The following is a 26,646-nucleotide window of genomic DNA, read 5'->3' as shown; positions in this document are numbered from 1 at the left end:
TCGCCAAACTAAACTAAAGCCTCATGACCAATGCCAACCTGCCCCGCCGTGAAAGTTTAGTCAATCGCTTGATTTTTGGACTCACCACTAGTATCTCCCTACTAGCCACAGCCACATTGATCTTGTTACTGCATATCCAACAAGGTACACCTGAACTAGAATCCTTTACTACATGGCTCGCGATCGTGATTCTATCAACGGGATTAGGTTCTGGTCTATTTGTAGCTTTATCGATTGTGCGAAGCATTCAGCCACCACTGACAGAGCTAGCAGAAACTGCCGAAGAAATAACTACAGGCAATTTGTCAGCGCGATCGCAATTAAATCGAGCTGATGAAATTGGAGAATTTGCTAAGGTATTTAATCGTATGGCGGCGCATCTCGAAAGTAAAACCGCCACCTTAGAAGCCCGTGATATTCAGTTTGCGCTACAGTCCCTCGATCGCGTTTTAGTCAACACTACCGATCAATACAAATTAATCAAGGCAAGTTTAGAAGAAATTTGTAAACTTACGGGCGCACAACTCGGTAGCATTTACCTTTGGGAAATTCCAACCTCACGTCCTGACGGATGTCTAATATTAGCTGCCGAATGGGGCTATAAAACTAGTCAAGCATTAACGGAAATCACCCTTGGCGAAGGCATTGTTGGTCAAGCTGGACAACTACAAGAAGCGATTATTTGGGAAGGCGATCGCCTCAAAGGACAAACTCTGGTTTATCGGACTCCTGTGGGAGATTTATTACCTCAAAGTCTCTCGGCTTACCCTCTGATGCTCAGAAGTAGTCTTGTGGGAGTGCTGTTTTTGGGAAGTCTTACCCCGCTTTCAGATCGAGGGCGCAACATTCTTCAATCCATTGGTCGTCGCCTTGCTACAGCAATTAGCAATGCTCAGAGTATTGAAACGATCGCGCGTCAGCGTGAGGAATTAACTACTGTGTTTGAGCAGCTTGCCGATGGCGTATTACTAAGCGATCCAGCAGGGCGGATTCTCAAAATCAACTCCGCAGGGCGTAAAATTCTCAGCTTTAATGCTGTAAATGCTGGTGTAGCCGCATCACCAGTAATTGCGAAATCCATGGAAGAGATTGTTAAACAGTTTGACATCAGACATCAGGATGGCGAACCTGTGGACTTAGCCAATCTGGTGGTTTTTCGCGCCATGTCCACAGGGGAAGTTGTGGAAGATCAAGTGGTTTTACGTCCGCCTGAGGGCAATGAAATCATTCTCAGTACTAAAGCTGCACCGTTGGTTGGTACTGAATCAGAACTGATTGGCAGTGTGATGATTTTACGAGATGTCACGGAGCAGCGTTATCGCGATAAGGTGCTGCAAGAGACAAATAAAATCATGATCGAGCAGCAAAAGCGAATGAGTATTTTGCAACGTCTCACTAACTTAATTAACCAACAGTTGCAAGATCTTGATGTTCTCTTGGAGTCAGTGGTGGAGGCAACTTGTGATGCGATCATGTGGGCAGATATATGTGTGATTGCTCTCTACAACCCTAAAGAGAATCGACTAACGCTATCAGCCGCAAAAGGCTTGCCAGAGAATTTCCCACTGCAAGAATCCTTTGCTTTGGAGGCTCAAAATCTGATTGCACAGGTATTTAAAGAAGGAATTCCCATCGAGATTAAGGCAGGGGAATCACATCTCATTGAGGATCTACCAGTTAAGAGTGCTTTGTGTGTGCCCATTGAGTCTAGTCGTTCTGGACGCTTGGGAGTATTAGCAATTGGGCATGTCCAATTAGAGAGAGCCAGTTCTCGTGAAGATTTGAATCTATTGGCTTCTTTTGGAGTGCAAGCTGCGATCGCGATCGGTAATGCTCAATTAATTAACCAAATCGAAGCTCAAAATGCTCAATTATTGGAAGCAACCCAGCTTAAGAGTCAGTTCTTGGCGAATATGAGTCATGAACTACGTACTCCGATGAACGCGATTATTGGGTTTTCTCAAGTGCTATTGCGTCAACGCCTTGATACGCTCTCATCAAGCCAAGTTGACATGGTGGAGAGAATCCTACGCAATGGCAAAAATCTACTGGATTTGATTAACGATATTCTCGACCTGTCAAAAATTGAAGCAGGTAAGATGGAAGCTCATCCAGAAATTTTTAACCTTGATGAATTAATTCACCATACCTGTGAAAGCCTACAACCACTAGCCACCATCAAATCTCTCAATTTTATATTTGAAAATCATATTGGTACTTGTGCGATCTATCATGACTCGATTCGGATCAAGCAGGTGATTACCAACTTAGTTTCTAATGCGATTAAATTCACGGATGATGGCGAAGTTTGTGTGGAGCTAACATATGCGAAAACACCAAATACAGGTATAGAAATGTCTGCATCTGAGATAACTACAGATCCCAGCAATCCATCTAACGAAGAAGTGCAGATTTCTCCTTTCGCGACATCAAATATTCTCATCTCAGTGCGCGATACAGGTATTGGTATTGAGCCTGAGTTCCAGCGCACAATTTTTGAACAATTCCGTCAAGTCGATCAATCCTCCACAAGAAAACATGGTGGGACTGGGCTAGGTTTAGCGATTACCGAGCAGCTTGTTTTGTTAATGGGCGGCACAATTTCTGTGGAAAGTGTAGTTAATCAAGGTTCAACATTTACAGTCGAATTACCTCCACGATTAAAAGGCATAGAGATTACATAGTAAAAATCAAGGCAATTCATTATTGATTCATAAACAGTTCATAGTTCGCTCATTATCAGTTCATAGTTCATTCATTATCTGTAATCTAGCTTCAGTAAGGCTTTTGCTGCTTTTTGTTTACTCTCAAATCCATAATAATTCTCTCGTAATGATTTACAATGGAATCTAAATCATAGAGAGAATTAAGAGATTGCTGCAAGCTTTTACAGCCAGTTTATTGCTAATTACGATTTCGGAATTAGGGGATAAAACTTTTTTTATTGCTGTGATTTTGTCGATGCGTTATAACCATCGCATCGTGTTTTCGTCAGTGCTAGCTGCACTGGCTGTGATGACAGTCTTATCGGTTCTGCTAGGACAAGCTGTATCACTATTACCAAAGGTTTATACTCACTATGGAGCGATCGCCTTATTCTTGATTTTTGGTGTCAAGCTAATTGTCGATGCAGTGCGAATGTCGCCTAATTCAACTGAGGAAGTCGTAAAGGAAGCCGAGGAAACTGTTGCAGGGCAAAATCCACAAACTTCAATTCCCGTTTTTGGCAAGATTTTAGCGCGTTATCCACAAATCGGCGTTTGGGTACAGGCTTTTGTGATGACTTTCTTGGCAGAATGGGGCGATCGCACGCAAATTAGTACGATCGCGTTAGCGGCGGCAAATGATCCGATTTTTGTAACCCTTGGGGCAATTTTGGGACATGGAATCTGCACAGTGATCGCCGTGATTGGCGGTCGTTTAGTGGCGGGGAGGATCTCTGAACGGGTAATTACAGGAATTGGCGGCGTTCTGTTTCTAGTTTTTGGGGTAACTGCTTTCTTTCAAGCTTAAAAAAAATCGGCACTGAGTGCCGATTTTTTTAGCTTCCTTCCACCTTACTGCGATATTCACTAGCCGACATAGTGCCAGCTAGTTCGCCTGCATCTTCGATATTTACTTTGAGCAACCATGATGCGCCGTAAGGATCATTACCAATGATTTCAGGGTCATCGACAAGAGCCGTATTAGATTCCATTACTGTACCAGTTACGGGGGAATAGATGTCTTCTACCGCTTTGACCGACTCAATTGTGCCGAAGGTTTGACCTTTTTCTACCCTTGTCCCCACTTCAGGAAGATCGAGAAACACAATATCACCGAGTTGATCGATCGCAAAAGCCGTAATTCCTACTGTGGCGGTGTCATCTTCCAGCCGAATATACTCGTGGGAGTTAGTGTATTTCAAGTCATCAGGATATTCAAACATCTGGCTATTTTCCCTTTTTCTATCTTGATTATTGTAGACAAAAGAGAGGAGCGCAAAGCGCTCCTCTCTATAAATTATTTGGTTTGCTCTGCGATCGCCTCAATTTCATCGACTGGCTCACGTTTAGAAAATCCCCAGATAAATACTAGTCCGATGCAAGTTAGCATCAACCATTCGGGAGGAACTAAGCTATCAGAAAACACTTTGATAAATAGACGTAAACCTACAAGTAACACGATCAGATAGCCTGCCGATTCAAGGTGTGTAAATTCTGCTAACCACTTGATAAATAGTCCTGCTAGAAAGCGTAATGTGATAATTCCTGCGACACCACCAATCAGTACTAGCCAAGTCTCTTGAGCGACGGCAACTGCTGCGGTCACACTATCAAGAGAAAAAGCCAAGTCTGTCAGTGAAACTAAGACTACAACTTGCCATAATTTATCTGCCATCCTTACTGGATGCTGTGCATCATGACCTGCTTGGGACTTTTCCAAGAAAAATTTTCCTGATAGCCACAGTAGATATACCGAGCCAGCTAGTTCAAATTGCCAATATTTAATTACCCATGTTGCTGTAAAGATCAACACTACCCGCAATACAAATGCCCCAATTAAGCCGTAACGTAGCGCCCATTCTTCTTGCTTAGGGTCTGGTAAACTACGCACGATCGCAGCAAGGGCGATCGCATTATCCGCAGACAGAATTGCCTCTAGCAGAATTAGTACTCCCAAAATTGGAATAACTTCGGGGCGAAATGACAAACCATTTGTCTCTAGAAACTGCTCGAACATTCAATACTATCCATAACAAAACATTAACAAATAATACAAGTATACAAAATCATCAGACCATCAACTATGACTGTCGTCACATAAAATCCAAAAGAGAGCTGCGGCGCGAAGCGCCGCAGCTCTCTTTTGGATTTTATGCCCTAATACCAATTCAAGAAAGTGTGACTACACTTTAGCTAATCAAAAAACAGACCCAGTAAGGGTTCTTAAATTAAGAACCCTTACTGGCGACAGCAGCCAAGTAGATGAACATAATTAATTTCAAACCCAAACTCGAAGGTTGTGCCCCGCAGGGGCACAACCTTCGAGTTTTCAGCATAGGTAGTTAAAAGTAAGCCGCTTTGCGCCTTACTTTTAGTTTTTTGTTACATTTTGCGGTGTTGTATAGAGGGCGCGTATGATAATTATTAAAGAGGGATTGCTCAATTTAGGTACTTTTTTATGAAGTCAACAGCCTTTACTCACTCCGTGACTGCGATCGCTAGCGCCTTTGTGACTAGCTTCATGACAATGGGCATAGCATCAAGCGTCCAAGCGCAAAATGCTGGACATCTCCAAGAACTTTTGACTCATCGTACTTGTCAGCGATGCGAGCTAAGTGGCATTGCGGCAAATGGGGTCAATTTACGTGAATCGTTCCTTGATGTTGCTGATCTACGCAAAAGTTCTCTCTCTGGGGCAACTTTGGCTTTTAGTACCATGTATTATGCTGATTTTCGTGGTGCAGATCTCAGCAACTCAGATCTACGAAATACTTTTTTGATTCATAGCGATTTGATTAAAGTAAATTTGTCTGGGGCAAATGCTCGTAATAGTCGCTGGAAGTATGCTGATTTAACCGAAGCGAATTTGCAAAACTCTAACTTGATTGATATCGAGTTGGTTTATGCCAAGCTCAACGGCGCTAATCTAACTAATGCCTCTTTGCGAAACGCAAGCTTATATGGTGCAGATTTGACTGGCGCAAATCTCAAGGGTGCGGATTTGTATCGTGCTGACCTCACCAATGCCAATGTAACTAATGTAGATCTAAGTCAAGCTAATCTTTGCCGTGCAACTATGCCCGACGGCAAAGTTTCTATGCAAGGCTGTATGCAGTTTTAAGAATTGTGCTAGATCCCCCCAGCCCCCCTTAAAAAAGGGGGGAGAATTAAACTCTTCCCCCTTTTTAAGGGGGATTGAGGGGGATCTCTTGGAGCTTTTGACGTAGAAAGTACTTCTTAGAGAGTTTTTTAATGACGATCGCATCACCATCAAATCAAGCGCCTGATCAAGTGCGCTGGCTCCAAGTATGGGGCTTAGCATCAGTTCAGGGAGCAATGACTCTGACTTGGATCGCTTATGCGATCTATTTACCGCAGTTTATCGAACAGGTTTTTGGCTATCCAACCAGTCAAGCACAACAATTTGCAGCGCTAATACTGGTAATCGAAAACGTGATCGCGGTAATTGTCGAGCCATTATTTGGTGGTCTGTCCGATCGCTGGCAGCGTTGGTATAGCACGCGAATGCCCTTTATTATTGCCGCTGCGATCGCCTCAACAGCTTTATTTGTTGGACTACCCTGTGTTGTTATTTTTGGTGGCGCAAACGAAATTACGCGCATACTTTTGCTCAGTCTAGCCATCCTCTGGGCGATCGTGATGGCAACCTTTCGGAGTCCCGTCATGTGCTTGCTCGGTATCTTTGCGGGAGCGACAAAACTACCGCAGGCAGGCAGTGTGTTAACGCTAGTCGGTGGTTTTGTTGCTTCGATCAGACCTTTGGGGACGAAATTTATTTTGAGTCTGGGCGCACCTGCGACTTTTACGATCGCTTCAATTGTTCTGCTTGCAAGTGCGGCAGGATTGCGAAGTGCGATGATCTACATTCCTAAAAACCTCAATCCAGAATTAGAAAAATTAGAAAAAAATGAACCGTTACCAATTCGCGATTGTTTGAGTAACTTAGCAATTGTCCTATTTGTTGGTGCTGCGATCGGCTTAGGAATACGATTACTGATGGGAGATGTGTTACCCCGAACAATCAAAGCAGATATTACAGGATTTACAGGTTTACCTTTTGAGATTTTAATGGGAGCAGCTTTTATTGCTCAGGGACTAGTCGCTCTATTGACAGCGAAAATCTCAAAGCTAATTGATAACAAACGCCTAATGATTATTAGCTTCGGCTGTATTGCCGCAGGTTTAGGCTTGTTATCTGCTGGCTACGGTGCGATCGCATCCATCATCATCATTCTATTTATGCTCACCTGTCTTAGCGCGGTAAACAATGGCATGATTGCCTTCGCGCTAACAATGGTTCCTAAATCCCTAAGTGGATTGACTGTAGGAATGTTCTTTGGTGGGCTATCGGGAGCGATCGCAGTTTTTGGTTATCTGGTTCCTAAACCTGCGGAGATGATCTCAACGCCAAATGTAATTTTGTTAACGGCGATCGTCTTTCTTGCCGCAGGTGTGGGCATAGCATTAGGAGAGCGCATTACTGGCAAGTTCGTTGCCGAGTAACTGCTGTGGCTTACCACGGGTTGCACCGATAATCCAATTCCCTAACGCAGGAACCATTTGACATAGGCTCACGCCCATATTTGCAAGGGGAGGCTGGATAAAGCAATTATGCATGATTCTGCCGAGTTGCAAGCGTGTTTGAAATTCCTTACGCCATGCGATCGCATATTGTTGCTTAAAGGAGAGCGCTGTGATTTGATGTTCCAGAAATTGACTGACAAAAGGAACCACGATTTCCGCTGACCGCAAAGCCATCGCCATACCATCGCCACAAAGCGGCGTAATCATCCCTGCTGTATCGCCAATCATGCAAATATCATTGTGAAAGTTCTCTTTCAGTTCAAAGCTAATCTGGCTTAATCCTTGCAATGAAGAGGAAACTCTTTGCATATGGCGAAAGCGATCGGCTAGTACAGGATTTTTGGCTAGAGATTCAGGAATATCTAATTCTGGATGCGTTGGCTCCTTCATCACCCGTTCATGGGCAATCCAACAAACATTTATTTCCCCTGTTTCGATCTGTGATAATCCGCAATAGCCGTTGGGGAAAGCATGTAATTCAATCACATCGGCTATATCTACACCCGTGAAATGTCCTTTGTAAGCAATCCAAGGCGATCGCTTTTGCACAAATGCCCGATTAAGACTGCGATCGAGCGATGAGCGTTTACCAAATGCACCCAATACGATCCGTCCAGAGAATTCTCCTTTAGTCGTATTCACTGTAAATCCCTCTGAGAGATTGCCTGTAACGCCTGTAACCTTGATGTTATCGATACAAGTTACATTCACTGCTTGTGCCCGTTGAAATAGCATCAAGTCTAGTTGATAGCGGCTCAGTCCTAATGCTGTGCTAGGGAGCTTACTCCGAAATGATGCACCGTTAGCAGTGGTTAGGTAAGCGCGATGAATTGGCTGAGCACCAATTTTATGAACCTGCTCTAGTATGCCCAGATGCTCAAATGCTGCGGTTACTTCAACGGATAGAAACTCACCACAGAGTTTATGCATTGGGTAATGACTTTGCTCCAGCAAAAGGACGCGGTAGCCAAGTTTTGCTAATTGAATGGCAGCGCTACAGCCCGACAGCCCTGCCCCGATCGCGATCGCATCGTAATTCATGTTTTGCCTTGACGGAGTTTCTCTATGTATTAATGTTACGCGAATAAACCAAGAACTCAAGTTCTTGGCTAAAATCTCAAGTCCACTGAAGTGGACTAAAGATTACTTTTCCGTAACCCGTTTCAACGGGTTTGAGCTTTTAGCCCGCACTTGAGTGCAGGGCTTGCTATAAAGTTAAGCAATGTGCAAACTGCTGTAGGGGCAAAAGTAATGGGCAAAGGAAAACGAGGTAACATCAGCAACAAAACTTGGACAGAGGTAGTAAAAGACTATGCGGGTAAAGACTTAGGAGAAAGAAAGAATTGGTATGGCTCCGTCGCTGATGCTTATAATCGTGTCAGACCCCGATATCCACAAACTGTAATTGAACGAGCAATACAGCTTGCTCAGCTGTCCCCAAAAGCCAAAATTTTAGAATTAGGTTGTGGTCCCGCGATCGCAACAGTGCCACTTGCTCAGCTTGGCTTTTCGCTATTGAGTTTGGAGCCAAATCGAGAAGCTTCAGACTTAGCGAAACTCAATTGTGCAGAATATCCTAATGTCGAAATTCAAAATCTTGCCTTTGAAGAATGGGAATTAAAATGCGATCGCTTTGATGCAGTTCTAGCCGCAACATCTTGGCATTGGATTGATCCTGCGATCGCCTATGTCAAATCGGCAGCAGCATTGAAAACTCAAGGATCGCTCATTTTGTTATGGAATACTCCACCACAATTAGATCAAGAAACTTATCAATTGGTTGATGAGATTTATGAGGTCTTAGCACCTTCTATTCCCCTATATGCCAGACATGAAGGCAGAGCCAATCATCAAGCAGATTTTATGAAGTTCAGTGAGATGATCAGTGATTCAGGATATTTTAAAAATGTCAACTATGAATCTGCGATTCATCAAGTCAACTATAGCCTTGATGACTATCTGCTACTTTTGAGTACACTTTCACCCTATATCGCCCTAGCTGCGGAGAATAGAAATAATCTATTTGCAAAATTGAGAGAAGTCCTCCATAAAAATCATGGAGATCGCCTAAAGCTCTCTTTCATCTCCGCTTTTCACGTTGCCCATAAAATATAATCCATGCCGCAGTCATCGAAATTACGCATCGCTTTACTCACTTATTCCACAAAACCTAGAGGGAGCGTGATCCATACCCTAGAACTTGCGGAAGCATTGCAAGCTTTAGGACATCAAGTATGTATCTATGCATTAGATAAAGATGGCTCAGGATTTGAACGCCATTTGTCCTGTGAATTTCAACCAATTCTTGCGCAACCTGCACCACAGGCAATAGATCAACTAATTCAGCAACGCATTCAGGAATTTGTGGATTATTTGCAGAACTCGTCACTAGATTATGATATCTATCACGCTCAGGACTGCATCAGTGCCAATGCTTTGGCGATTTTGCGATCGCAAGGACTCATTCCCCACTTTATCCGCACCATTCACCATATCGAAGATTACAATAGCCCTTATTTACAGGCTTGTCAGGATCGATCTATTCGCGAAGCTGAGCTATGTTTATGCGTGAGTGCAGGCTGGCAAGCCCAAATTTATGAACATTACCAAATCCATGCGCCGCGAGTGATTAACGGTGTAAATTTGCAAAGATTTTCTAGCGATCGCAATGGTACAGAATTACAAATCAGCCAAAAATTTAGGTTAACAGGTTCACCAATTTATCTGACTGTCGGCGGAATTGAACCACGTAAAAATTCAATTAAGCTGATTCAAGCTTTTTCTCTGGTTCTTGCTGACTTTCCCAAGGCTCAATTGGTGATTGCGGGAGGGGCAACATTATTTGATTATCAAGCATATCGCGATCAATTTCTAGCGATCGCACAGGAGCTAGATATCGCGAAATCCCTTATCATTACAGGCGTTCTCACGGATGTTGAATTACCTACACTTTATCGCTGCGCTGATGCTTTTGTCTTTCCATCCGCCAAGGAAGGTTGGGGTTTAGTGATTATGGAGGCGATCGCATCGGGTATCCCTGTGATTACTTCTAACTGCCCACCCTTTACAGAATTTTTATCTAATCAGCAAGCTTTGTTGATTAATCCTGACGATGTGGATGCGATCGCTCAAGCGATGTGCTTAATTAGGCAATCTGATGTTAGTCAGGCTTTAGTGCAAGCTAGCCAGTCCATTTTGCCAAAATATACATGGGAAAATTCGGCGCAGATGCATACAGCTCATTACAAAAAAATGCAAAAATTAGGTTAGGCGACGCGAAGCTCCGCCTAACCTAATTGTGATGGAGATTTTATGCCTGAAGTTCGTTTTCAAATTGTTTGGCCAGATGAATCTCAAGATTCCTGCTATTCGCCATCTTTGATCGTCAAAGAATATTTCGCAGCAGATACCGAATATGACCTCATGGATTTTGTCGAACGATCGCGTACTGCTTTAAATATTGCCAGCGATCGCGTCAAAGCCAAGTATGGATTTCCCTGTGGATTGGCTTTGGGACAGTTGCAAGAAATCGAGGCTAAGGCGGCGAAGTTCGCTCAGAACAAGCAACCCAAAGTGAAATTTATTAAATTTAACAATTAGCTTGCATTATGCACGGTATCTGATAAGATATAATTCCTAATAAATTTGGAGAGATGGCTGAGTGGACGAAAGCGGCAGATTGCTAATCTGTTGTACGGCAGGTAACTCCGTACCGAGGGTTCAAATCCCTCTCTCTCCGTTCACAGGACTGTCATAGAGCGATATGGTTAATAACCCTTCAAAGGATGTAGTTGGCGAAGCTCCAGAAGTCGATCCTAGTAAATTTAGTGCGTCAGATGTTGCGGCGATCGCAGATCGTTTAGAACGTGATGACTATGCCAATGCTTTTGAGAGCTTAAGTGATTGGCATATTTTGCGAGCACTAGCTTTTAAAGGCTCAGAGCTAGCCGAGCCATACCGCCATTTATTAGATGTCGAATCATTTGATGAATGCTAAACAATAAAAAAGGTGCGCTTAGCGCACCTTTTTTATTGTTTGCCACAAATTTTATTTTCGGGCTTGGACAAAAGCAAAACCCAGAAGAGGGTTGCGGCGCGAAGCGCCGCAACCCTCTTCTGGGTTTTATGTCTTAACTTACTTGACTATAGCTATAGTTTCAAAACAAAAGCCAATTACTGGAATTTATTGATGTGACTGGGTGGGGTAAATCGCCTTAACATGAACTTTTTGACGTTCTCTGTCTGCATCAACCACAATCCAGTTAAGTGGTTTTCCATACTTAATCAATTCATCCTGAATCGCCTGATTTAGGGATGATACTGTGTAGTGATTTTGAAGATCGACTTCGATATTGATTAATTTTGTAGTCATAATAAATTACTCAAAAGCTAGGTGGATTAAAGAAAATCGATGTAATTGCTGTTAATTTACCAAGAATGTAATGCTCGTAACTGGGGCGTTTTTTTCGACTGGTGGGCTTCCATCCGAGTTAGGACATCATCGAGGATTGTGATGGCTTCGGCAATAAAGGGCCCTTTATTTAACATCACGCACTCAGCGCGTTCAGCCATAGCAGCATCCGTCATCTCTCCGCGAGAAGGTGCTCCATCTTTGACCAAGCTTTCTAGCACTTGCGTAGCCCATATTACAGGTACATGAGCAGCTTCGCAAATCCAGAGAATTTCTTCTTGAATCTCCGTCAATCTTTGATATCCAATTTCAACGGCTAAGTCACCTCTCGCGATCATCACACCAAATGATTGTTTGCTTGCTGCGTGGATGATTAATTCTGGAAGATTGGAAACCGCGATCGCAGTTTCAATCTTTGCCACGATCGCGGGGCTAGGGGATCTGCCATCTAAGCGAAGACTTAACTCTTGTTGCAGTAAATCAATATCAGCAGGGTGCTGCACAAAAGAGTAACCAATAATATCTGCGTGAATGGCGACAAAATCTAGATCGCTTAAATCCTTTGCCGTAAGAGGACTGAGCGATAAAATTGTTTTGGGAAAGTTCAATCCTTTTTCGGGACGAAGTTTGACTCCTTTGGGGCTAGCATGGGTTACTTGAAGCAACAGCCCTAATTGCCCATCTGGCAATCGATATTGGGTGTCAACCACGCGAGTCCGAATCTTGCCATCATCTATATATACGGGTGCATCAACTACTAATAAATCGAGGATTTCGGGAACCGTACAGCAAGTTTGGAATTGGTCTATAGGTGATGCGATCGCCTCGCCTGTTTCTAATTTACTTGCAGATTTAGGTGCACACCGCGAGAGCAAGATGCGATCCCCACGAAATACCCGCTTTCGATCAGGTGGCTTAAGGACTTCTCCCGTGCGGATCTTGGGTCCCGCTAAGTCCATCATTACTTTGCAAGAGGTTCCATTTTCTTGTTCTGCTCGACGAACGTGAGCAATCATGCTCTCCCATATTTCTGGATTGTCATGGGCGCAGTTAATTCGCACAGAGTTTGCGCCCCGTCGGATAATTTCGCGTACTAACTCATAGTCAGTAGCAGCTTCCGTGGGCAAAGTAACCATAATTCTGACCCGCCGATGGGGACAGTCTGTCCCAAACAATTCTTTGGTATGCTGGAGAAGCAAACGATTGCCTTCAAAAAAGGATTCTAGTGGTTGACGGTGAAAATTTTCTGTGGAGTAGTTGCCACACATTACTTCTAGCGCCGCAATCACAGCATCAAGATTGGGCAATACCCTTGCTTCAATCCTTCCTAACGAAGACAATCCCCAAGGCATTAATGCGGATTGGAGTTCGCGGAGATCGTACTGACGTAATGCTAGGTATTGAGCTAGATTTAAGGCACTTGGGAGAAATTCAGCCCGATGAATGCCCGATTGCCATTTATTAAAGGTAATGGCTCCTTCGCTTTCAACCTTCTGGCGTAGTGCTTGAAGAGTCGATAGCAGGACATGAGGACTTGATAAAAACTGGGGATCGATACTAACTGGTGAAGTTTGGCTAATCATATATCAAAGGTTCCTAAATCTATATATTCGCAGGATAGTTCCGAATGATTTAATGTCTCTGATGCGCTAGTTATGCATGTGCAATATCTATCGGTGTTGAGAGTAGCGATCGCAATGATTGGCGAAATTCTAAGGAGAGGTAATGTTGCTGGATTGGCTGCCAATTTTGCCAAAATGTGATTTGCTCCTGCTCCATTGTCTGGTTTACAGTGGGTAGCACCTGTGCCAAATCTGCATTCAATGTCGATTCTAAAAACTGACGCAAGACTTCACGATCGTGAAGCTGTCCCAAGATTTCTTGGATCGCCTTAAACTCCTCAATTCTCTCAAGGTATGAAGCCTCATAAAAACCTGAAAAGAACTCTGCTTGATAGCGAATACCTTTCATTTGTTTGCGTAGGTCATGGAGAGCATTAACAAATTTCTCTAGGTGTTGATGCAACTCCTCAGAATTTTCAATAGCAATCACAGTGACTTTTTCTAACTGAATAGTTGTTCCTACCAGCCACCCTTGGTGGAGAAAAAGTTGACAGATTAATGGAAGTAGCAAGTCGGGCAAAACTTCTCGAACTACCAAATCGCCGATCATTGTATATCTGGGCTGATCTAGCCAAGATTGGATACCCTGCTTTAAGTCGTAATAGCGATCGCCATTCAGAGTCTTCTGTAAATCGAGAAAGCTGCGATCTCGTTTTTTTTGCAAACGCTTCAAAACCTTCTCAAACTTCAGTAGTTCTGTATTGTCCAACAAAGGCTGGTAGCGGCTTATCAGTTCTTGTTGAAGTACATCTAAATCGCGGGTTTCTCCTAAACTTTTAGCGGTTTTTCCGATGGATGGATTGCTTACAGCTTTTGGTAAGACGATCGCAGAGCCAAATACTTGAATAGCTGTTCTCAAACGGCGCATCCCAACTCGCATCTGATGCAAAGGTTCAGGATCTTTATCTTCAAAGATGGCTTTTTCTTGTTCGACAATCCTCTGAAAGTTTTGTTGAATGATTTGATAACTGTACTCACCTAGCTTAATTGATAAATCTAATGGCTGGTGCTTCATACAAATTCACCTTGCATTATTTAGTTCATTGAGATCCCAGATCAATTTTGGATGTTAATCTCAACGCTCCTATTATCTCACTCCCTTAATTTTCTAATTACTATCTACACATATTTAAACTTAATCATATTGGGCTTAACATCAAATCTATTTTGGTTTTTATCTAGAATAGCTATAGCCATCAAAAGAAAGGCGACGCGAAGCGTCGCCTTTCTTTGTTTAGGTTTTATGGCTGAGGACTGGGACTAGGTGCTGCGGGTAAACCGTTAGTAAACTTTTCGGAAGCATTTTTACTTTCGTAAATACAATCAACGGTGGGAGCTTTTTCTAGATCGCCTGTAAAGCCAAAGGTATTCATCCTGTCCTTACATTGACGAATATCTGATTCTTTAATCACATTTTTTTGTAAAAGCACATTCCAGTTATTCGGCAAAACTACACATCCAGGCACAGGTTCAGCTTGGCTAATAAATACATTAAAAGGATTGAGTGTGACATAGACACGGCTACTCATCACCATTGCCGATGCGCCATAGTTATTACAAAAATCGCGGCTAGGGGCAAGGTTGTCTAAACGAATCGCATCAACAGTACGCGGCGTAGGGTTGAGCGTAGACAGGGCAATACCAACACCAATACCGACCGCAAAAATCGCGCCTGCGATCGCCAGTTTGGTCGTTGTCCCGTTAGATCTTGGTTCAGTGGGAGGTGTATTCAGGGTTGAAGAATATCTACGTCTTGCCATAGATGTTAGGTAGGGTGATTCCTTAGATTAACCGAATGTGTTGAGATTTAGGAAGTTTTATAAAGTAAACCTCCCTAAAGTTAGATAATTGACACACCTGCAAGGTCTAGAATCTCTGGAATCAAGTGTTCAGCTTTGATAGCCATAATATGCACGCCTTGACAAATTTGCCGAGCTGTTTGGATCTGTTCAGCCGAGATCGCTATGCCTTCCTGTAAAGGTGACTTAGCCTTAGCTAGTCGATCAATGATATGGTCAGGGATTTGCACCCCTGGCACAAATTTATTTAAAAACAGCGCATTTTTAGCTGATTTAATTAAAAATATGCCTGCCAGAATGGGCTTGTCGGATTGATTGGCAATTTGATTGACAAATTTATCGAGGCGATCAAAATCGGTAATTAATTGGCTTTGAAAAAATTGCGCCCCCGCATTAACCTTGCGCTCAAACCGCTTTTGTAAACCCGACCAACTGGGCGACTGCGGATCAACTGCGGCTCCAGCTACAAAGTTCGTACCTTGATGGGGCAACGCTTTACCGTTGGCATCCGATCCTTGATTAAGCTTTTGAATTAATTGTAATAATCGCACCGATTCATAGTCAAACACCGATCGCGCATCGGGTGAATCTCCAGCTTTTACGGGATCGCCCGTGAGCGCAAGAATATTGGTAATTCCTAACGCCGCCGCCCCAAATAAATCTCCTTGCAATGCAATGCGATTGCGATCGCGACAGGCGAGTTGACAAACAGTTTCAATCCCTATCTGCTGCTGGATCAAGACTGATGCGGCTACAGGACTCATGCTCATCACCGCCCGACTAGAATCAGTAATATTCACGGCATGAACTCGCCCTTTGAGCGATCGCGTTTGTTCAAGCATATGAGTCGGATCGCTGCCCTTGGGTGGAGACACCTCAGCCGTAATCAGAAATTCCTTATTGGCAATTGCTGTGCGAAATTTATGAAATGGTTGTTCAACTATTGGCTGGGGCGAATCAATCATGCGAAACAAAGCTTTTAAAGAAATTTTAAGTTTGTTTGCATTTTAAACTATTGCGATCGCAAGCTAAGCCAAGAACTCAAGTTCTTGGCTAAAAGCTCAAGTCCACTGAAGTGGACTAAAGAATATGCTATGTAATTAGCAAGATGGGCAAAGCCCACCTTGCTAATTTTATGCAGCCCGTTTCAACGGGTTTGAGCTTTTAGCCTGCACTTGAGTGCAAGGCTAATTTCATGCGAGTAATTGTTGAAATTCTGAAGTATCTCGAATTTTGGCAAAACTTTCATCGGTTTTAGCTTGTTCTTTTAGTTCTAAGCTACTGTCATAAAGAATCGCTGACTTGAGATTAGCGATCGCTAGATCTAACTGTTTACGCTCGGCATAGCAGCAAGCTTTATTGTAAAAAGCCACAGAACGCTTAGGATCGATTCTGAGCATCCGATCCAGAAATTCAATTGCTTCATCGAGTTGATGGAGCAAGCAAAGAATATAACTGTGGTAGTGAAGTGCATCTAATTCGCGAGGATCTATTTGCAGAGCGCGATCGCTACAGACTAAAGCATTCTCCAATCGATTTAATTTTATTAAAATCTTGGATTGAGATACCCAAGCAGAGATATTTCTTCTATCTATTTCCGTGACTTTTTGATAAGCCTGTAAAGCATCCTGCCAAGATTCTCTACTTGTAAAGATGTCAGCTTTTACATTCCAAAAATAGACCGCATCTGGCTTAATCTCAATACCGCGATCGCAAGCCTCTAATTCTCGCTCTTCATCTTGCAGATTATGTAATATCCATACCTTCAATTGCCAAATATAAGCATTATGAGGATTGTCAAATAAAAGGCGATCGCATAAATCTAAAGCTTCTTCATTTCGGCCAAGATTGCCCAAGACGCGGATAGAGTTTTGCTGCACCTCCAAGTCGTGAGGATGGGCGGAGAGGTATGCTTCCCAAATACTCCCTGCTGCCGCATAATCTTGGCGTTCATAAAGAATGTCTGCCTTCAACAGCAAGGCTTTCTGGAAATCAGACTGAATTGCGATCGCCTTTTCTACATCCCTCAAAGCTAAATCTAATTTTCGCGAACGCTGATGAGCTAAAGCACTTTCGTATAGTGCTTCATGTTTTTTAATCGTGAGCTTACGAATGACAATGAATAAGACTAATATCGCTACAGCCATAGGCGTAGATGCCTTTTGGAACAAGGTAAACCCCGTTCTGATATAGCTTGCATCGATATCGAACAATCCCGTAAGTTGCATAATCCATCGAGAGAACTGCCTACTAAATGTGGGCAAAAACCAAAATAAAGCCAGAAAAATCGCAAATCCATATTTTTTTACAGGCTCTAGTTTTGCTCGCCACGACCGAGGCAACCAAGGTTCGATCGCGCCGTATCCATCTAGAGACGGAATGGGCATAAGATTAAGAATTACTGAAAATACTTCCAAATAAATAAGTATTGATAAGCCAAAGATAAACCAGTATTTTGAAAGTTCTGGCATGTACATATTAAAAAGAACGTCAGTAGATAACTGAGAAGCATATTTCAGTTGCATCAGCTCATTAAGACTTACTGGAGATAGTTGGCTAATACTAAATTTATAAATGACAACTAGAATTAGCGCCGATACCAAGCTTGCCAATGGTCCCGCGAGCGAAGTCAAGCTCAACCACATACGGTTGCGAATCTGACTAGAATTAATATATACCGCCGCTCCTGGCAGTCCGATTCCTCCCATTAACAGAAAAATCATCGGCATAATCAGCGTCAAAACTGGATCGACATATTTGAGTGGATTGAGTGTCAAATAGCCTTTTTCTTTTACTGAAGTGTCTCCACCATAATAGGCTGCGATCGCATGTCCAAACTCATGCAAACACAAAGATAATATCCATCCCAGAAAAACAAATACGGCAATCTCAATCATAGTAAAATTCCAATTTTAAGGAGCAATTATTGGGGTAATACGACGTAGCGCCACTTGCCATTTAGACGGATTATTGGTATGCAGTTAGCAGCAATTCTCATTATGAAACCAATTTTGGTGTTTCCAGCGCCTTTGGCGCTGGAAACACCAAAATTGGTTTTTTGAAAGCTCACCTACGGTGAGCTTTCAAAAAACCAATTTTTATAACCAAAATAGCTGGCAGGTTGACCAACTGCCAGCTATTTTGGTTTGTTTGGATATACTGGCAAATCTTTTGGAATTAGGAATCCCTTTCACGTAACGTCATTACACAATAAAGAACATATTTGCTGTGTGTCAGAGAAAAGCTTATCTAAACTTTAAGTAGAACTTGTTCGATCACTGCATTTCTAGCCCATTTGTCAGCTTCAAGAATATCTTCAAGCTCTGGCTTAGAAACACAATTGTGCCGATCGCACACATGTTTGATCAAATCAGCAATTTGGACATAACGAATTCGCTCTTGCAAAAATAGTTCTACTACTTGCTCATTAGCGGCATTCAATACCGCAGGCATGGTTCCACCTTCACGACCAGCGGCATAGGCTAATTCCATGCATGGGTATTTCTGATGATCGGGAGCGCGGAAGGTGAGAGTACCGCATTTAACTAGATCGAGGCGTTCCCATTGGGTAGGAATGCGATCGGGATAAGAGAGGGAATAAAGCAAAGGTAGCCGCATATCGGGGATACCAAGTTGTGCAAGTACTGAGGTGTCTTCTAATTCGATCAGCGAATGAATAATACTTTGAGGATGAATCACAATCTCGATCTGGTCATAATTAACTCCAAAAAGATAATGGGCTTCGATTACTTCCAATCCTTTATTCATGAGAGTGGCTGAGTCAATCGTGATCTTCTTACCCATCGCCCAATTAGGATGCTTCAAGGCATCAGCAACAGTTACTGATGCGAGTTCCTCTGTAGGGCGATCGCGAAATGCTCCACCTGAAGCAGTGAGAATAATCCGCCGCAGTCCACCCTCTGGTACTCCCTGCAAACATTGGAAAATCGCTGAATGTTCAGAATCCGCTGGCAATAACTTCACGCCATGCTTTTTCATTAATGGCACAACTACTTCACCACCTGCGATTAAAGTCTCCTTATTTGCCAATGCAATATTTTTACCTGCTTTAATAGCTGCGATCGTTGGCAATAGTCCCGCACAGCCAACAATTCCCGTTACCACTACCTCTGAGTCCCCATAGGCTGCTACAGTTTCTACGCCTTCGGCTCCTGCTAGTAGGATTGGCTTTACCGCAAGATCGGCGATCGCCTCTTTTAGTTCTGAAATTTTACTTTCACTCGCGATCGCTACAATTTCGGGCTGAAACTGGCGGATTTGTTTTGCGAGCAGTTCGATGTTTCCCCCCGCTGTCATCCCCACTACCTGAAATTTTTCAGGATACTCAGCAACGATATCTAGTGTTTGTGTGCCAATCGAACCAGTCGAGCCAAGCAGGGTAATGCGTTTCATAGGTAAAGATTTTATTAATATTTATTATTTAATTATTTAAAGTCTTGCATAGTTTTTTGAGCGATCGCTTCAGATCTTTGAAAATATATCTCCCGACACTCTTTAAAATATCAATGCATAAAAGCATGACAACACTTTAGTGAACTGAAAATCAAACCCAGTAGTCGCAAAACACAAAATGGCGTAGCCATTTTGTGTTTTGCGACTACTGGGGCATAAAGCCCAGAAAAGTTGAACGATGCGAAGTGCTGCCCCACTTTAATATGGGCTTAGATTTACGAAATCTATATAAAATTCAAGATAAAAACTTGATTACAGCCCCAAATATTAATTTGTTTTAAGTTATCTCACAATCTAAGCATCGAATGTAAACCACTACGATAAACTTGGGTTTAAACATCCCGTGCCTAAACTAGGTACATATATTGATTGGAGCAATAGCAATATGTCGCATGCAGTCAAAATTTATGACACCTGTATCGGCTGCACACAATGCGTGCGTGCCTGTCCTTGTGATGTTTTGGAAATGGTTCCTTGGGATGGATGTAAAGCGGCTCAAATCGCTTCTTCTCCCCGTACCGAGGACTGCATTGGTTGCAAACGTTGCGAAACTGCTTGCCCCACTGACTTCCTAAGCGTCCGTGTCTATCTTGGTGCTGAAACCAGCCGCAGCATGGGTCTTACCTACTAATTTTAGTTGGCGAGATTCTTGTTTATTTTTCGTTAAGTGCAATTATTCTTTATCCTGCATTTAGATTTAGGCGTACCAATTGGTGCGCCTAAATTGTTTTTAACAAAAGGCACGCATAGCGTGCCTTTTGTTTTAATAGAGACGGCGCTTAGCGCTGTCTCTATCTGAAATATATTTTCTATGCTTGATATTTTCGATCGCATACCCGATGGCTTAATAGATCTTGAATCTACTCAACTTTGGCAATTACTAAAGCACCCCACACTGATCCACCTCGAAGGTGATCGCCAGCCATCTTTATTTGTTTCGATTCTGTTACATGGCAATGAAACAACTAGTTGGTTAGCGATGCGGGAATTGCTTCGTAAATATCAAAACAAAAAGCTGCCGCGATCGCTGTCTTTATTTATCGGCAATATCGAAGGTGCGAAATATCGTCAGAGGCATTTAGACCATCAGCCTGACTATAATCGTATTTGGCAAATCGGAGACTCATCAGAGCCATTGCCAGAGCAAATCATGGCACAAAAAGTAATTACGGAAATGCGATCGCGTGGCGTATTTGCCAGCATCGATATTCACAATAATACTGGCAGAAACCCTCACTATGGCTGTATTACTCAGTTAGATAAGTATTCTCAACATTTAGCGAGACTATTTGATAAAACTGTGGTGTATTACACCAGCCCCAAGACAGTGCAATCCTATGCTTTTGGTAAGTTTTGTCCTGCGATCGTTTTGGAATGTGGTCAACCTGACATGCCCGATGGCACGGCTCATGCGTTGGAATATGTAGAAACCTGTCTTAATCTCGATAGTTTTGATGATTTGCCTGATTCGGAGATCGCTGATATTGATTTGTTTCACACGGTAGCGATCGTCAAAGTCCCAGAAGAAATTAATTTCAGCTTTACGGGAGAGCCTGATGATGACATTACTTTCCCTAATGGTATGGATTGCTTAAATTTTTGTGAATTACCAATTGGAGAAAACTTTGGAGCAGCAAAAACTGAGAGAGCTTATTTATCAGCTTTAAGTGAAGAAGGAGAAGAACATGGCGATCGCTATTTCCAAATTCAAAATGGCAAAATTATTTTAAAAGTACCTGTGATGCCATCAATGCTCAGTCTCAATAACGATATCGTTCGTCAAGATTGCCTTTGCTACCTAATGGAACGTTTCCCAATCCCAGAATAAAAAAGCTGGTGCTTTGCACCAGCTTTTTTATTCTATTTTTTTAGACCGAAGCTAACGCCCAAAGGGAAGTTTGAACGGTAAAGGCTTGATTAATGCTAATTCTGCAATCATTTGTTCATGCAAATGCCCATTGGTTGCTAGCAACCTTCCAGACTTGGGAATATGTTCGCTACCATCGTAAGCAGTGACAATGCCACCAGCCTCACGCACGACAACCACGCCCGCTGCCAAGTCCCATAGAGACAAGCCACGCTCCCAATAACCATCCAATCGCCCACAAGCAACATACGCTAAATCCATCGCCGCCGAACCTCCACGCCTCACGCCTTGGGTGATGTGCGTGAAATGGCAAAACTCAGCGTAATTATTATCCTCAACGAGCGTGCGATCGTAGGCAAAGCCAGTCACGAGTAAACTGCGGCTGAGTTCTGTAGTTTTAGAAACATGGATCGGCAGACGATTACGAGTTGCTCCTAAACCTGTCGCCGCCCGAAATATCTCATCACGGAATGGATCGTAAATTGCTCCAACTGAGGGGATTCCATCTATCAATAAAGCGATCGAAACTGATGAAAATGGATATTGATGAGCATAATTAGTTGTGCCATCAAGAGGATCGATCGCCCATAAATATCGACTCTCGGTATTCCCTAATACACCCGACTCTTCTGCCAAAATTCCATGATCAGGAAAGTGTCGCTGCAAAATTGAGAGAACCATAGCTTCCGATTCTTTATCTGCGATCGTCACTAAATCTCCTGGACGCTTTTCTTCAACTTCTTTTTCCTTAAGATTTCCCATATAGGATTTCAGGACTGCGCCACCAGTACAAGCCGCCTCAGTAGCAATATCTAAAAAGGTTTGTAGTTGCTCTTTACTAACAGAAGCTAGTGAATTTATCATGATCTTTGGAAGTATTTGTTGATTTATTTTGGAAAAGATAAGCTTGCCCTAAACAGATTGCCAATTAAAAAATCAGCTAGTGATTCACAGCAATTTTCGATCAAACGAACCAATAAATTTTTTAGAAGTGTTGCTTCGCAACACTTCTAAAAAATTTATTGGTTCGAGATTTAAGAACAAAGCGCTTTAACTCCATCTAATTTCACCAGATCGGTGGTGTTCATAAAGGAGCGATCGCTGCGAGAATATCTAAATATTTGCTATATGAAGATTCTTGTCTTAATTCTTCATATTTTGTTACTTTTTTATCAAATCACAAATTTAGTCTCCTACTGTCCAACATATCTCTCACAAGTATCTCAAGTAACACTCCATGAAGCCGTCTTGGAAAATATCCCTACTGCCAGTTTTAATCGCTAGTGCGATCGCTAGTCTATTTCCCTCAGCAGTACTAGCGACTACTTCACCTCCATTAACCCCAATTGATCAAGCCAACTCAAAAGAGGCGGAAGAGCTCTGTGGTAAGCCAACCCTCGATGATCTTGCTCAGCACAAGGTCAAACAGGGCGAAACTCTAGAAGCGATCGCCAAACAGTACGAACTTAAAACTGCAACCCTGATGGGGCTAAACCCCGAAGTTCGTAACGGTGAAGTCAAGGTGGGGCAAATCTTATCAATCCCGCCCCTAGATGGTTTAACCTACCGCTTTCAAAACGAAGAAAATTACACCACCGTTGCCAAAAAATTTAAGATTCGCGCCGACGTTCTTTTTGAGCGTAACGGCTGTCAACGCAAGCCTCAAGTCGTATTTGTACCAGGGGCAATCTGGAAGCCCGATCCTGTTCCTTTCAATGCCGCGATCGCTTCTAGAGGCTCAAGCAATCCTGATGTCATCTTTCAAACTGGCGGATATCCTCTGCCCTATGCAGTTCCCGTCACCTCCAACTATGGCTGGCGCATGAATCCTGTCACAACAATCTGGTCATTTCATAGCGGCATTGACCTCGGCGCATCTTTCGGTACCCCCGTACTTGCTGCCAAGGCAGGCCGTGTCGAATTTGCAGGTTGGGGCGATGGTTACGGCAACCTTGTCGAACTCGATCACGGCTCCACGGGTACTCGTTATGCTCACCTTGAGGCAATTTATGTCCATCAGGGGCAGAGCGTAGCTCAAGGTCAACAACTGGGTATTGTTGGCTCCACAGGACGTTCTACGGGGCCACATCTGCATTTTGAGATCATGGTTTCGTCGGGTGATGGCTGGGTCGCCCTTGATCCTGCCCCTTATCTCAATCGCATCGCATCCGTTATGACCAATTTATTTCTGCTCTAAATTTTGCCATCCAGCGTTTTAGCTCCCACATCAAAAGAAAGGCGGCGCTTTGCGCCGCCTTTCTTTTGTGAACTTGTGTAACTAAAATTTAGAGTTACAGATCGACTAGAAATACAGTTCGCTAGCATGTGTCGATAGTATTTTTTTTCCTAGTTTTTAAAACTCGACATGCAAATATGAAATTTTCCCCAAGTACAATTGCTTTGATCGCCTATGGAGTCGTAGCGATCATTGGCGGCATAATTGGTTTTGCTAAAAGTCAAAGCAAGGCATCCATTATCTCTGGCAGCATTAGTGGTGCAGGACTACTCATTGCAGGAGCCGCCGCTGCCCAAAATCAAGAGTGGGGCAAAATCGTTGGTATGACGATCTCAGCCTTGCTAGTGATCGTCTTTGTCGTGCGTCTGCTCAAAACCAAAAAATTTATGCCAGCAGGGCTGATGATCCTCGGAGGGGTCGCAACGCTAGGGGCAGCAATACTTCCAGCCTAATTGATCTAACAGTTCTAGTCTGGTGTTAACATAATAATTGTTAAGAAGTGTGATGAAGAAAAGCTTGGAGACAACGCAATGCTTCAAAATGTTCTGGTAATCATTGCTTTGACAAAGAAACCTTCCATGTCAGACAAGCCTCAAGTTTTTTGCGATTGTCTTTAGGACTTAGCTAAAACAAAGGAATTCTTGCATGGTATGGCATCACATCAATCGTTTTTATTCACATTTTTGATTGGAGAAAAAATTAAATGAGCGTAGTCACGAAGTCTATCGTGAATGCAGATGCTGAAGCACGTTACCTCAGCCCTGGCGAACTAGATCGTATTAAGGGCTTTGTAAGCTCTGGTGAGCGTCGTCTTCGCATTGCCCAAACTTTGACAGAATCCCGCGAGCGCATCGTTAAGCAAGCTGGCGATCAACTTTTCCAAAAGCGTCCTGATGTTGTTTCTCCTGGTGGAAATGCATATGGTGAGCAAATGACCGCAACTTGCCTTCGTGATCTAGACTACTACCTCCGCCTAGTAACCTACGGAGTTGTATCTGGTGATGTCACTCCTATCGAAGAAATCGGTCTAGTTGGCGTTAAGGAAATGTACAACTCTTTAGGCACTCCTATTCCTGGTGTTGTCGAAGGTGTACGTGGTCTCAAAAATGCAGCAGCTTCCTTGTTGTCTGGTGAAGATGCAGCCGAAGCTGGTTACTACTTTGACTACGTCATCGGTGCAATGCAGTAAGTCTGTCTTGGAACTCTCTTCGATTGTTTTCAGATTGTTCTCGGATTAATTTTCTTTAAAAACAGAATTTAAGCTATTCAGAATTCTGAATCCGTAATTCAAAAAACTAATTGCAAACCTAAAAGATATACAAAAATGCAAGACGCAATTACTTCCGTCATCAATTCTTCTGACGTTCAAGGTAAATACCTTGATGCCGCTTCTCTCGAAAAGCTAAAAGCATATTTCGCAACTGGCGAACTTCGCGTTCGTGCTTCCGCAGCGATCTCCGCTAACTCTGCAACCATCGTTAAGGAAGCAGTTGCTAAGTCCTTGTTGTACTCAGATGTTACCCGTCCCGGCGGCAACATGTACACCACCCGTCGTTATGCCGCATGTATCCGCGACCTCGACTACTACCTTCGTTATGCAACCTATGCAATGCTTGCTGGTGATGCTTCGATCCTTGACGAGCGTGTCCTCAATGGTTTGAAAGAAACCTACAATTCTCTTGGAGTACCTGTAGTTTCTACAATTCAAGCTATCCAAGCAATCAAAGAAGTTGCTGCTAGCATCGTTGGTTCTGACGCTGGTAAAGAATTGGGTGTATACCTCGACTACATCAGCTCTGGCTTGAGCTAATTGCTTGATATGGCGTTAATTGCTATTTATTGATTTTTTAATAATTAATATTTACAAGGCGGCGGAGGTAGGTAGCTTGAGCTTCCTATCTTGCCGCCAACGCTTATATCAGTCTAGAAATATTTCTTTGAAATTAACTTCTAATTAATCTTTAAATAACTGGCTCTGAAGGAGATCGCCGCTATGCGGACTTTTAAAATCACTGCTTGTGTACCTAGCCAAACTCGCATTCGTACACAACGAGAGTTGCAAAATACCTATTTCACGAAGTTAGTGTCATACGACAACTGGTTCGCTGAACAGCAACGCATTATGAAAATGGGCGGCAAGATTATAAAAGTTGAACTAGCTACAGGCAAGCAAGGCGCAAATACTGGCTTGCTTTAGTTTTTCTTATCCCCAAACTAAAAAAGCAGAAGATTCACATTGTGAATCTTCTGCTTTTTTAGTTTAGGGAGATAGCATTGCTTAAAATGATATATATAGTCATTTGAATAGCAGTCGCAAGTCTTATAGCCATTCACAAAAGTGTAATGACACTTATGTGAATTAAAAAACAAACCCTGTAAGGGTTTCAAAAACACAAAATGGCGTAGCCATTTTGTGTTTTTGTATTAACTTAAAACCCAGAAGATAGTTAAGGTGCAAAGTACCTCAACTATCTTCTGGGTTTTAGCTATATTTGCTTATAGCTACCATAAGGAATACCTTTATGACTTTTTGTAGAAAATATTTCTTTGGGTATATCTAGAAAAAATGTTTATCGTGATACAGTTTTTTTAATGACTTTAAAGTATTGTTACGTTATGTTGACACAGTGACTAATATCTAGTCTAAAGCAACTTCAAAGCGTTAGTTATTGTCATAGTTTAGTGTCATTGATTGATTTGTAAATGAGGTACTTATGAGTGACTTACCTGTCGAAAAGCAATTTACCCATATGATGTTTTGCCAACAGATCCAAAATATTGATATAGATGCAGCTAAGCAACTTCTTACTGAGCTACATATGCTTTATTTAGGTCAGCAAGCTCTAATGGTAAAGATTGCTAAGCAAGAGTTTTTAGGGGGCATGTAATCTGACACCTATAAATAAAACAAAAGCAGTGCTTAGCACT

27 protein-coding genes and 1 tRNA gene are annotated in these 26,646 nt (G+C 42.7%); 17 read left to right on the top strand and 11 right to left on the bottom strand.

Going from position 1 to position 26,646, the window contains the following annotated elements:
- Window positions 1-23: 23 nt before the first annotated feature.
- Both PseudUWO311_RS19750 and PseudUWO311_RS19745 read left to right on the top strand, forming a co-directional pair.
- Window positions 24-2,684, top strand: a complete 2,661-nt coding sequence (locus PseudUWO311_RS19750; protein ID WP_142656935.1) for an ATP-binding protein — start codon at window positions 24-26, stop codon at window positions 2,682-2,684.
- A 190-nt stretch (window positions 2,685-2,874) separates the two neighbouring features.
- Window positions 2,875-3,513: a TMEM165/GDT1 family protein gene (locus PseudUWO311_RS19745; protein WP_142656934.1), complete on the top strand. Its 639-nt coding sequence runs from the start codon at window positions 2,875-2,877 to the stop codon at window positions 3,511-3,513.
- Between the two features lie 28 nt (window positions 3,514-3,541).
- Here PseudUWO311_RS19745 and gcvH read toward each other — a convergent pair whose 3' ends face one another.
- Window positions 3,542-3,928, bottom strand: a complete 387-nt coding sequence (gcvH, locus tag PseudUWO311_RS19740) for a glycine cleavage system protein GcvH (protein ID WP_142656933.1) — start codon at window positions 3,926-3,928, stop codon at window positions 3,542-3,544.
- 74 nt (window positions 3,929-4,002) lie between these two features.
- Window positions 4,003-4,722, bottom strand: coding sequence for a TerC family protein (locus PseudUWO311_RS19735; protein ID WP_142656932.1), 720 nt, complete (start codon window positions 4,720-4,722; stop codon window positions 4,003-4,005).
- A 441-nt stretch (window positions 4,723-5,163) separates the two neighbouring features.
- Between PseudUWO311_RS19735 and PseudUWO311_RS19730 the strand changes: the two genes are divergently transcribed.
- Together PseudUWO311_RS19730 and PseudUWO311_RS19725 are read left to right on the top strand one after the other, a co-directional pair.
- Window positions 5,164-5,826, top strand: coding sequence for a pentapeptide repeat-containing protein (locus PseudUWO311_RS19730; RefSeq protein WP_142656931.1), 663 nt, complete (start codon window positions 5,164-5,166; stop codon window positions 5,824-5,826).
- A 131-nt stretch (window positions 5,827-5,957) separates the two neighbouring features.
- Window positions 5,958-7,229, top strand: coding sequence for an MFS transporter (locus PseudUWO311_RS19725; protein WP_142656930.1), 1,272 nt, complete (start codon window positions 5,958-5,960; stop codon window positions 7,227-7,229).
- Here PseudUWO311_RS19725 and PseudUWO311_RS19720 read toward each other — a convergent pair.
- Window positions 7,191-8,411 (bottom strand): NAD(P)/FAD-dependent oxidoreductase, encoded by a 1,221-nt coding sequence (locus PseudUWO311_RS19720; RefSeq protein ID WP_223807648.1) that lies wholly within the window; start codon window positions 8,409-8,411, stop codon window positions 7,191-7,193. The two genes, PseudUWO311_RS19725 and PseudUWO311_RS19720, sit on opposite strands and share 39 nt — an antisense overlap.
- A gap of 123 nt (window positions 8,412-8,534) precedes the next feature.
- Between PseudUWO311_RS19720 and PseudUWO311_RS19715 the strand changes: the two genes are divergently transcribed.
- The 5 genes from PseudUWO311_RS19715 to PseudUWO311_RS19695 all read left to right on the top strand — a co-directional run bounded on the left by PseudUWO311_RS19715 (window position 8,535) and on the right by PseudUWO311_RS19695 (window position 11,307).
- Window positions 8,535-9,425 (top strand): class I SAM-dependent methyltransferase, encoded by an 891-nt coding sequence (locus PseudUWO311_RS19715; RefSeq protein WP_223807647.1) that lies wholly within the window; start codon window positions 8,535-8,537, stop codon window positions 9,423-9,425.
- Between the two features lie 3 nt (window positions 9,426-9,428).
- Entirely contained in the window at window positions 9,429-10,580 is a 1,152-nt protein-coding gene (locus PseudUWO311_RS19710) for an MSMEG_0565 family glycosyltransferase (protein WP_142656929.1), read from the top strand.
- Window positions 10,581-10,622: 42 nt separating this feature from the next.
- On the top strand, window positions 10,623-10,910 hold the full coding sequence (locus tag PseudUWO311_RS19705; RefSeq protein ID WP_142656928.1) for an MSMEG_0570 family nitrogen starvation response protein: 288 nt from the start codon (window positions 10,623-10,625) through the stop codon (window positions 10,908-10,910).
- A 47-nt stretch (window positions 10,911-10,957) separates the two neighbouring features.
- Window positions 10,958-11,049: transfer RNA gene (locus PseudUWO311_RS19700), tRNA-Ser, on the top strand.
- 24 nt (window positions 11,050-11,073) lie between these two features.
- A complete protein-coding gene (locus tag PseudUWO311_RS19695) occupies window positions 11,074-11,307 on the top strand; it encodes a DUF2555 domain-containing protein (protein WP_103669498.1) in 234 nt (77 codons plus the stop codon).
- 186 nt (window positions 11,308-11,493) lie between these two features.
- Here PseudUWO311_RS19695 and PseudUWO311_RS19690 read toward each other — a convergent pair whose 3' ends face one another.
- The 7 genes from PseudUWO311_RS19690 to PseudUWO311_RS19660 all read right to left on the bottom strand — a co-directional run bounded on the left by PseudUWO311_RS19690 (window position 11,494) and on the right by PseudUWO311_RS19660 (window position 19,555).
- Complete coding sequence (locus tag PseudUWO311_RS19690; protein ID WP_142656927.1) at window positions 11,494-11,682, bottom strand: hypothetical protein; 189 nt, start codon at window positions 11,680-11,682, stop codon at window positions 11,494-11,496.
- A gap of 56 nt (window positions 11,683-11,738) precedes the next feature.
- A complete protein-coding gene (locus PseudUWO311_RS19685; protein ID WP_142656926.1) occupies window positions 11,739-13,304 on the bottom strand; it encodes a pyruvate kinase in 1,566 nt (521 codons plus the stop codon).
- Between the two features lie 70 nt (window positions 13,305-13,374).
- Entirely contained in the window at window positions 13,375-14,358 is a 984-nt protein-coding gene (locus tag PseudUWO311_RS19680) for a CHAD domain-containing protein (protein WP_142656925.1), read from the bottom strand.
- Between the two features lie 226 nt (window positions 14,359-14,584).
- The gene (locus PseudUWO311_RS19675; RefSeq protein WP_142656924.1) at window positions 14,585-15,103 is read right to left on the bottom strand and encodes a DUF3172 domain-containing protein; all 519 of its coding nucleotides are present in this window, start codon (window positions 15,101-15,103) and stop codon (window positions 14,585-14,587) included.
- An 80-nt stretch (window positions 15,104-15,183) separates the two neighbouring features.
- On the bottom strand, window positions 15,184-16,107 hold the full coding sequence (locus tag PseudUWO311_RS19670) for a methylenetetrahydrofolate reductase (RefSeq protein WP_142656923.1): 924 nt from the start codon (window positions 16,105-16,107) through the stop codon (window positions 15,184-15,186).
- A 228-nt stretch (window positions 16,108-16,335) separates the two neighbouring features.
- Window positions 16,336-18,039 (bottom strand): TPR end-of-group domain-containing protein, encoded by a 1,704-nt coding sequence (locus tag PseudUWO311_RS19665; RefSeq protein ID WP_142656922.1) that lies wholly within the window; start codon window positions 18,037-18,039, stop codon window positions 16,336-16,338.
- A 352-nt stretch (window positions 18,040-18,391) separates the two neighbouring features.
- Entirely contained in the window at window positions 18,392-19,555 is a 1,164-nt protein-coding gene (locus PseudUWO311_RS19660; protein WP_142656921.1) for a 1-deoxy-D-xylulose-5-phosphate reductoisomerase, read from the bottom strand.
- Between the two features lie 445 nt (window positions 19,556-20,000).
- Here PseudUWO311_RS19660 and psaC point away from each other — a divergent pair, with 445 nt between their 5' ends.
- Window positions 20,001-20,246 carry a photosystem I iron-sulfur center protein PsaC gene (psaC, locus tag PseudUWO311_RS19655; RefSeq protein WP_009628656.1) on the top strand — a complete coding sequence of 82 codons (246 nt, stop codon included), beginning with the start codon at window positions 20,001-20,003 and terminating at the stop codon, window positions 20,244-20,246.
- Window positions 20,247-20,426: 180 nt separating this feature from the next.
- Window positions 20,427-21,443, top strand: a complete 1,017-nt coding sequence (locus PseudUWO311_RS19650) for a M14 family metallopeptidase (protein ID WP_142656920.1) — start codon at window positions 20,427-20,429, stop codon at window positions 21,441-21,443.
- Between the two features lie 51 nt (window positions 21,444-21,494).
- Here the strand turns inward: PseudUWO311_RS19650 and PseudUWO311_RS19645 are convergent, their stop codons facing one another.
- Window positions 21,495-22,346 (bottom strand): inositol monophosphatase family protein, encoded by an 852-nt coding sequence (locus PseudUWO311_RS19645; protein ID WP_142656919.1) that lies wholly within the window; start codon window positions 22,344-22,346, stop codon window positions 21,495-21,497.
- A 373-nt stretch (window positions 22,347-22,719) separates the two neighbouring features.
- Between PseudUWO311_RS19645 and PseudUWO311_RS19640 the strand changes: the two genes are divergently transcribed.
- The 6 genes from PseudUWO311_RS19640 to PseudUWO311_RS24155 all read left to right on the top strand — a co-directional run bounded on the left by PseudUWO311_RS19640 (window position 22,720) and on the right by PseudUWO311_RS24155 (window position 26,606).
- Window positions 22,720-23,679: a peptidoglycan DD-metalloendopeptidase family protein gene (locus PseudUWO311_RS19640; protein ID WP_142656918.1), complete on the top strand. Its 960-nt coding sequence runs from the start codon at window positions 22,720-22,722 to the stop codon at window positions 23,677-23,679.
- Between the two features lie 176 nt (window positions 23,680-23,855).
- The gene (locus PseudUWO311_RS19635; protein WP_142656917.1) at window positions 23,856-24,170 is read left to right on the top strand and encodes a TMEM14 family protein; all 315 of its coding nucleotides are present in this window, start codon (window positions 23,856-23,858) and stop codon (window positions 24,168-24,170) included.
- A 251-nt stretch (window positions 24,171-24,421) separates the two neighbouring features.
- The gene (gene apcA / locus PseudUWO311_RS19630; protein WP_094536173.1) at window positions 24,422-24,907 is read left to right on the top strand and encodes an allophycocyanin subunit alpha; all 486 of its coding nucleotides are present in this window, start codon (window positions 24,422-24,424) and stop codon (window positions 24,905-24,907) included.
- Window positions 24,908-25,042: 135 nt separating this feature from the next.
- Entirely contained in the window at window positions 25,043-25,528 is a 486-nt protein-coding gene (gene apcB, locus PseudUWO311_RS19625) for an allophycocyanin subunit beta (protein ID WP_142656916.1), read from the top strand.
- Window positions 25,529-25,711: 183 nt separating this feature from the next.
- Window positions 25,712-25,915 carry a phycobilisome linker polypeptide gene (locus PseudUWO311_RS19620; protein WP_103667191.1) on the top strand — a complete coding sequence of 68 codons (204 nt, stop codon included), beginning with the start codon at window positions 25,712-25,714 and terminating at the stop codon, window positions 25,913-25,915.
- Window positions 25,916-26,432: 517 nt separating this feature from the next.
- Window positions 26,433-26,606, top strand: coding sequence for a hypothetical protein (locus PseudUWO311_RS24155; protein ID WP_190303578.1), 174 nt, complete (start codon window positions 26,433-26,435; stop codon window positions 26,604-26,606).
- Window positions 26,607-26,646 lie beyond the last annotated feature (40 nt).

This window comes from Pseudanabaena sp. UWO311, assembly GCF_006937785.1.
In the GTDB taxonomy this organism is placed as follows: domain Bacteria; phylum Cyanobacteriota; class Cyanobacteriia; order Pseudanabaenales; family Pseudanabaenaceae; genus Pseudanabaena.
The sequence above is the reverse complement of the archived record's forward strand: the minus strand, read 5'-3'. Positions and strand labels throughout refer to the sequence as shown.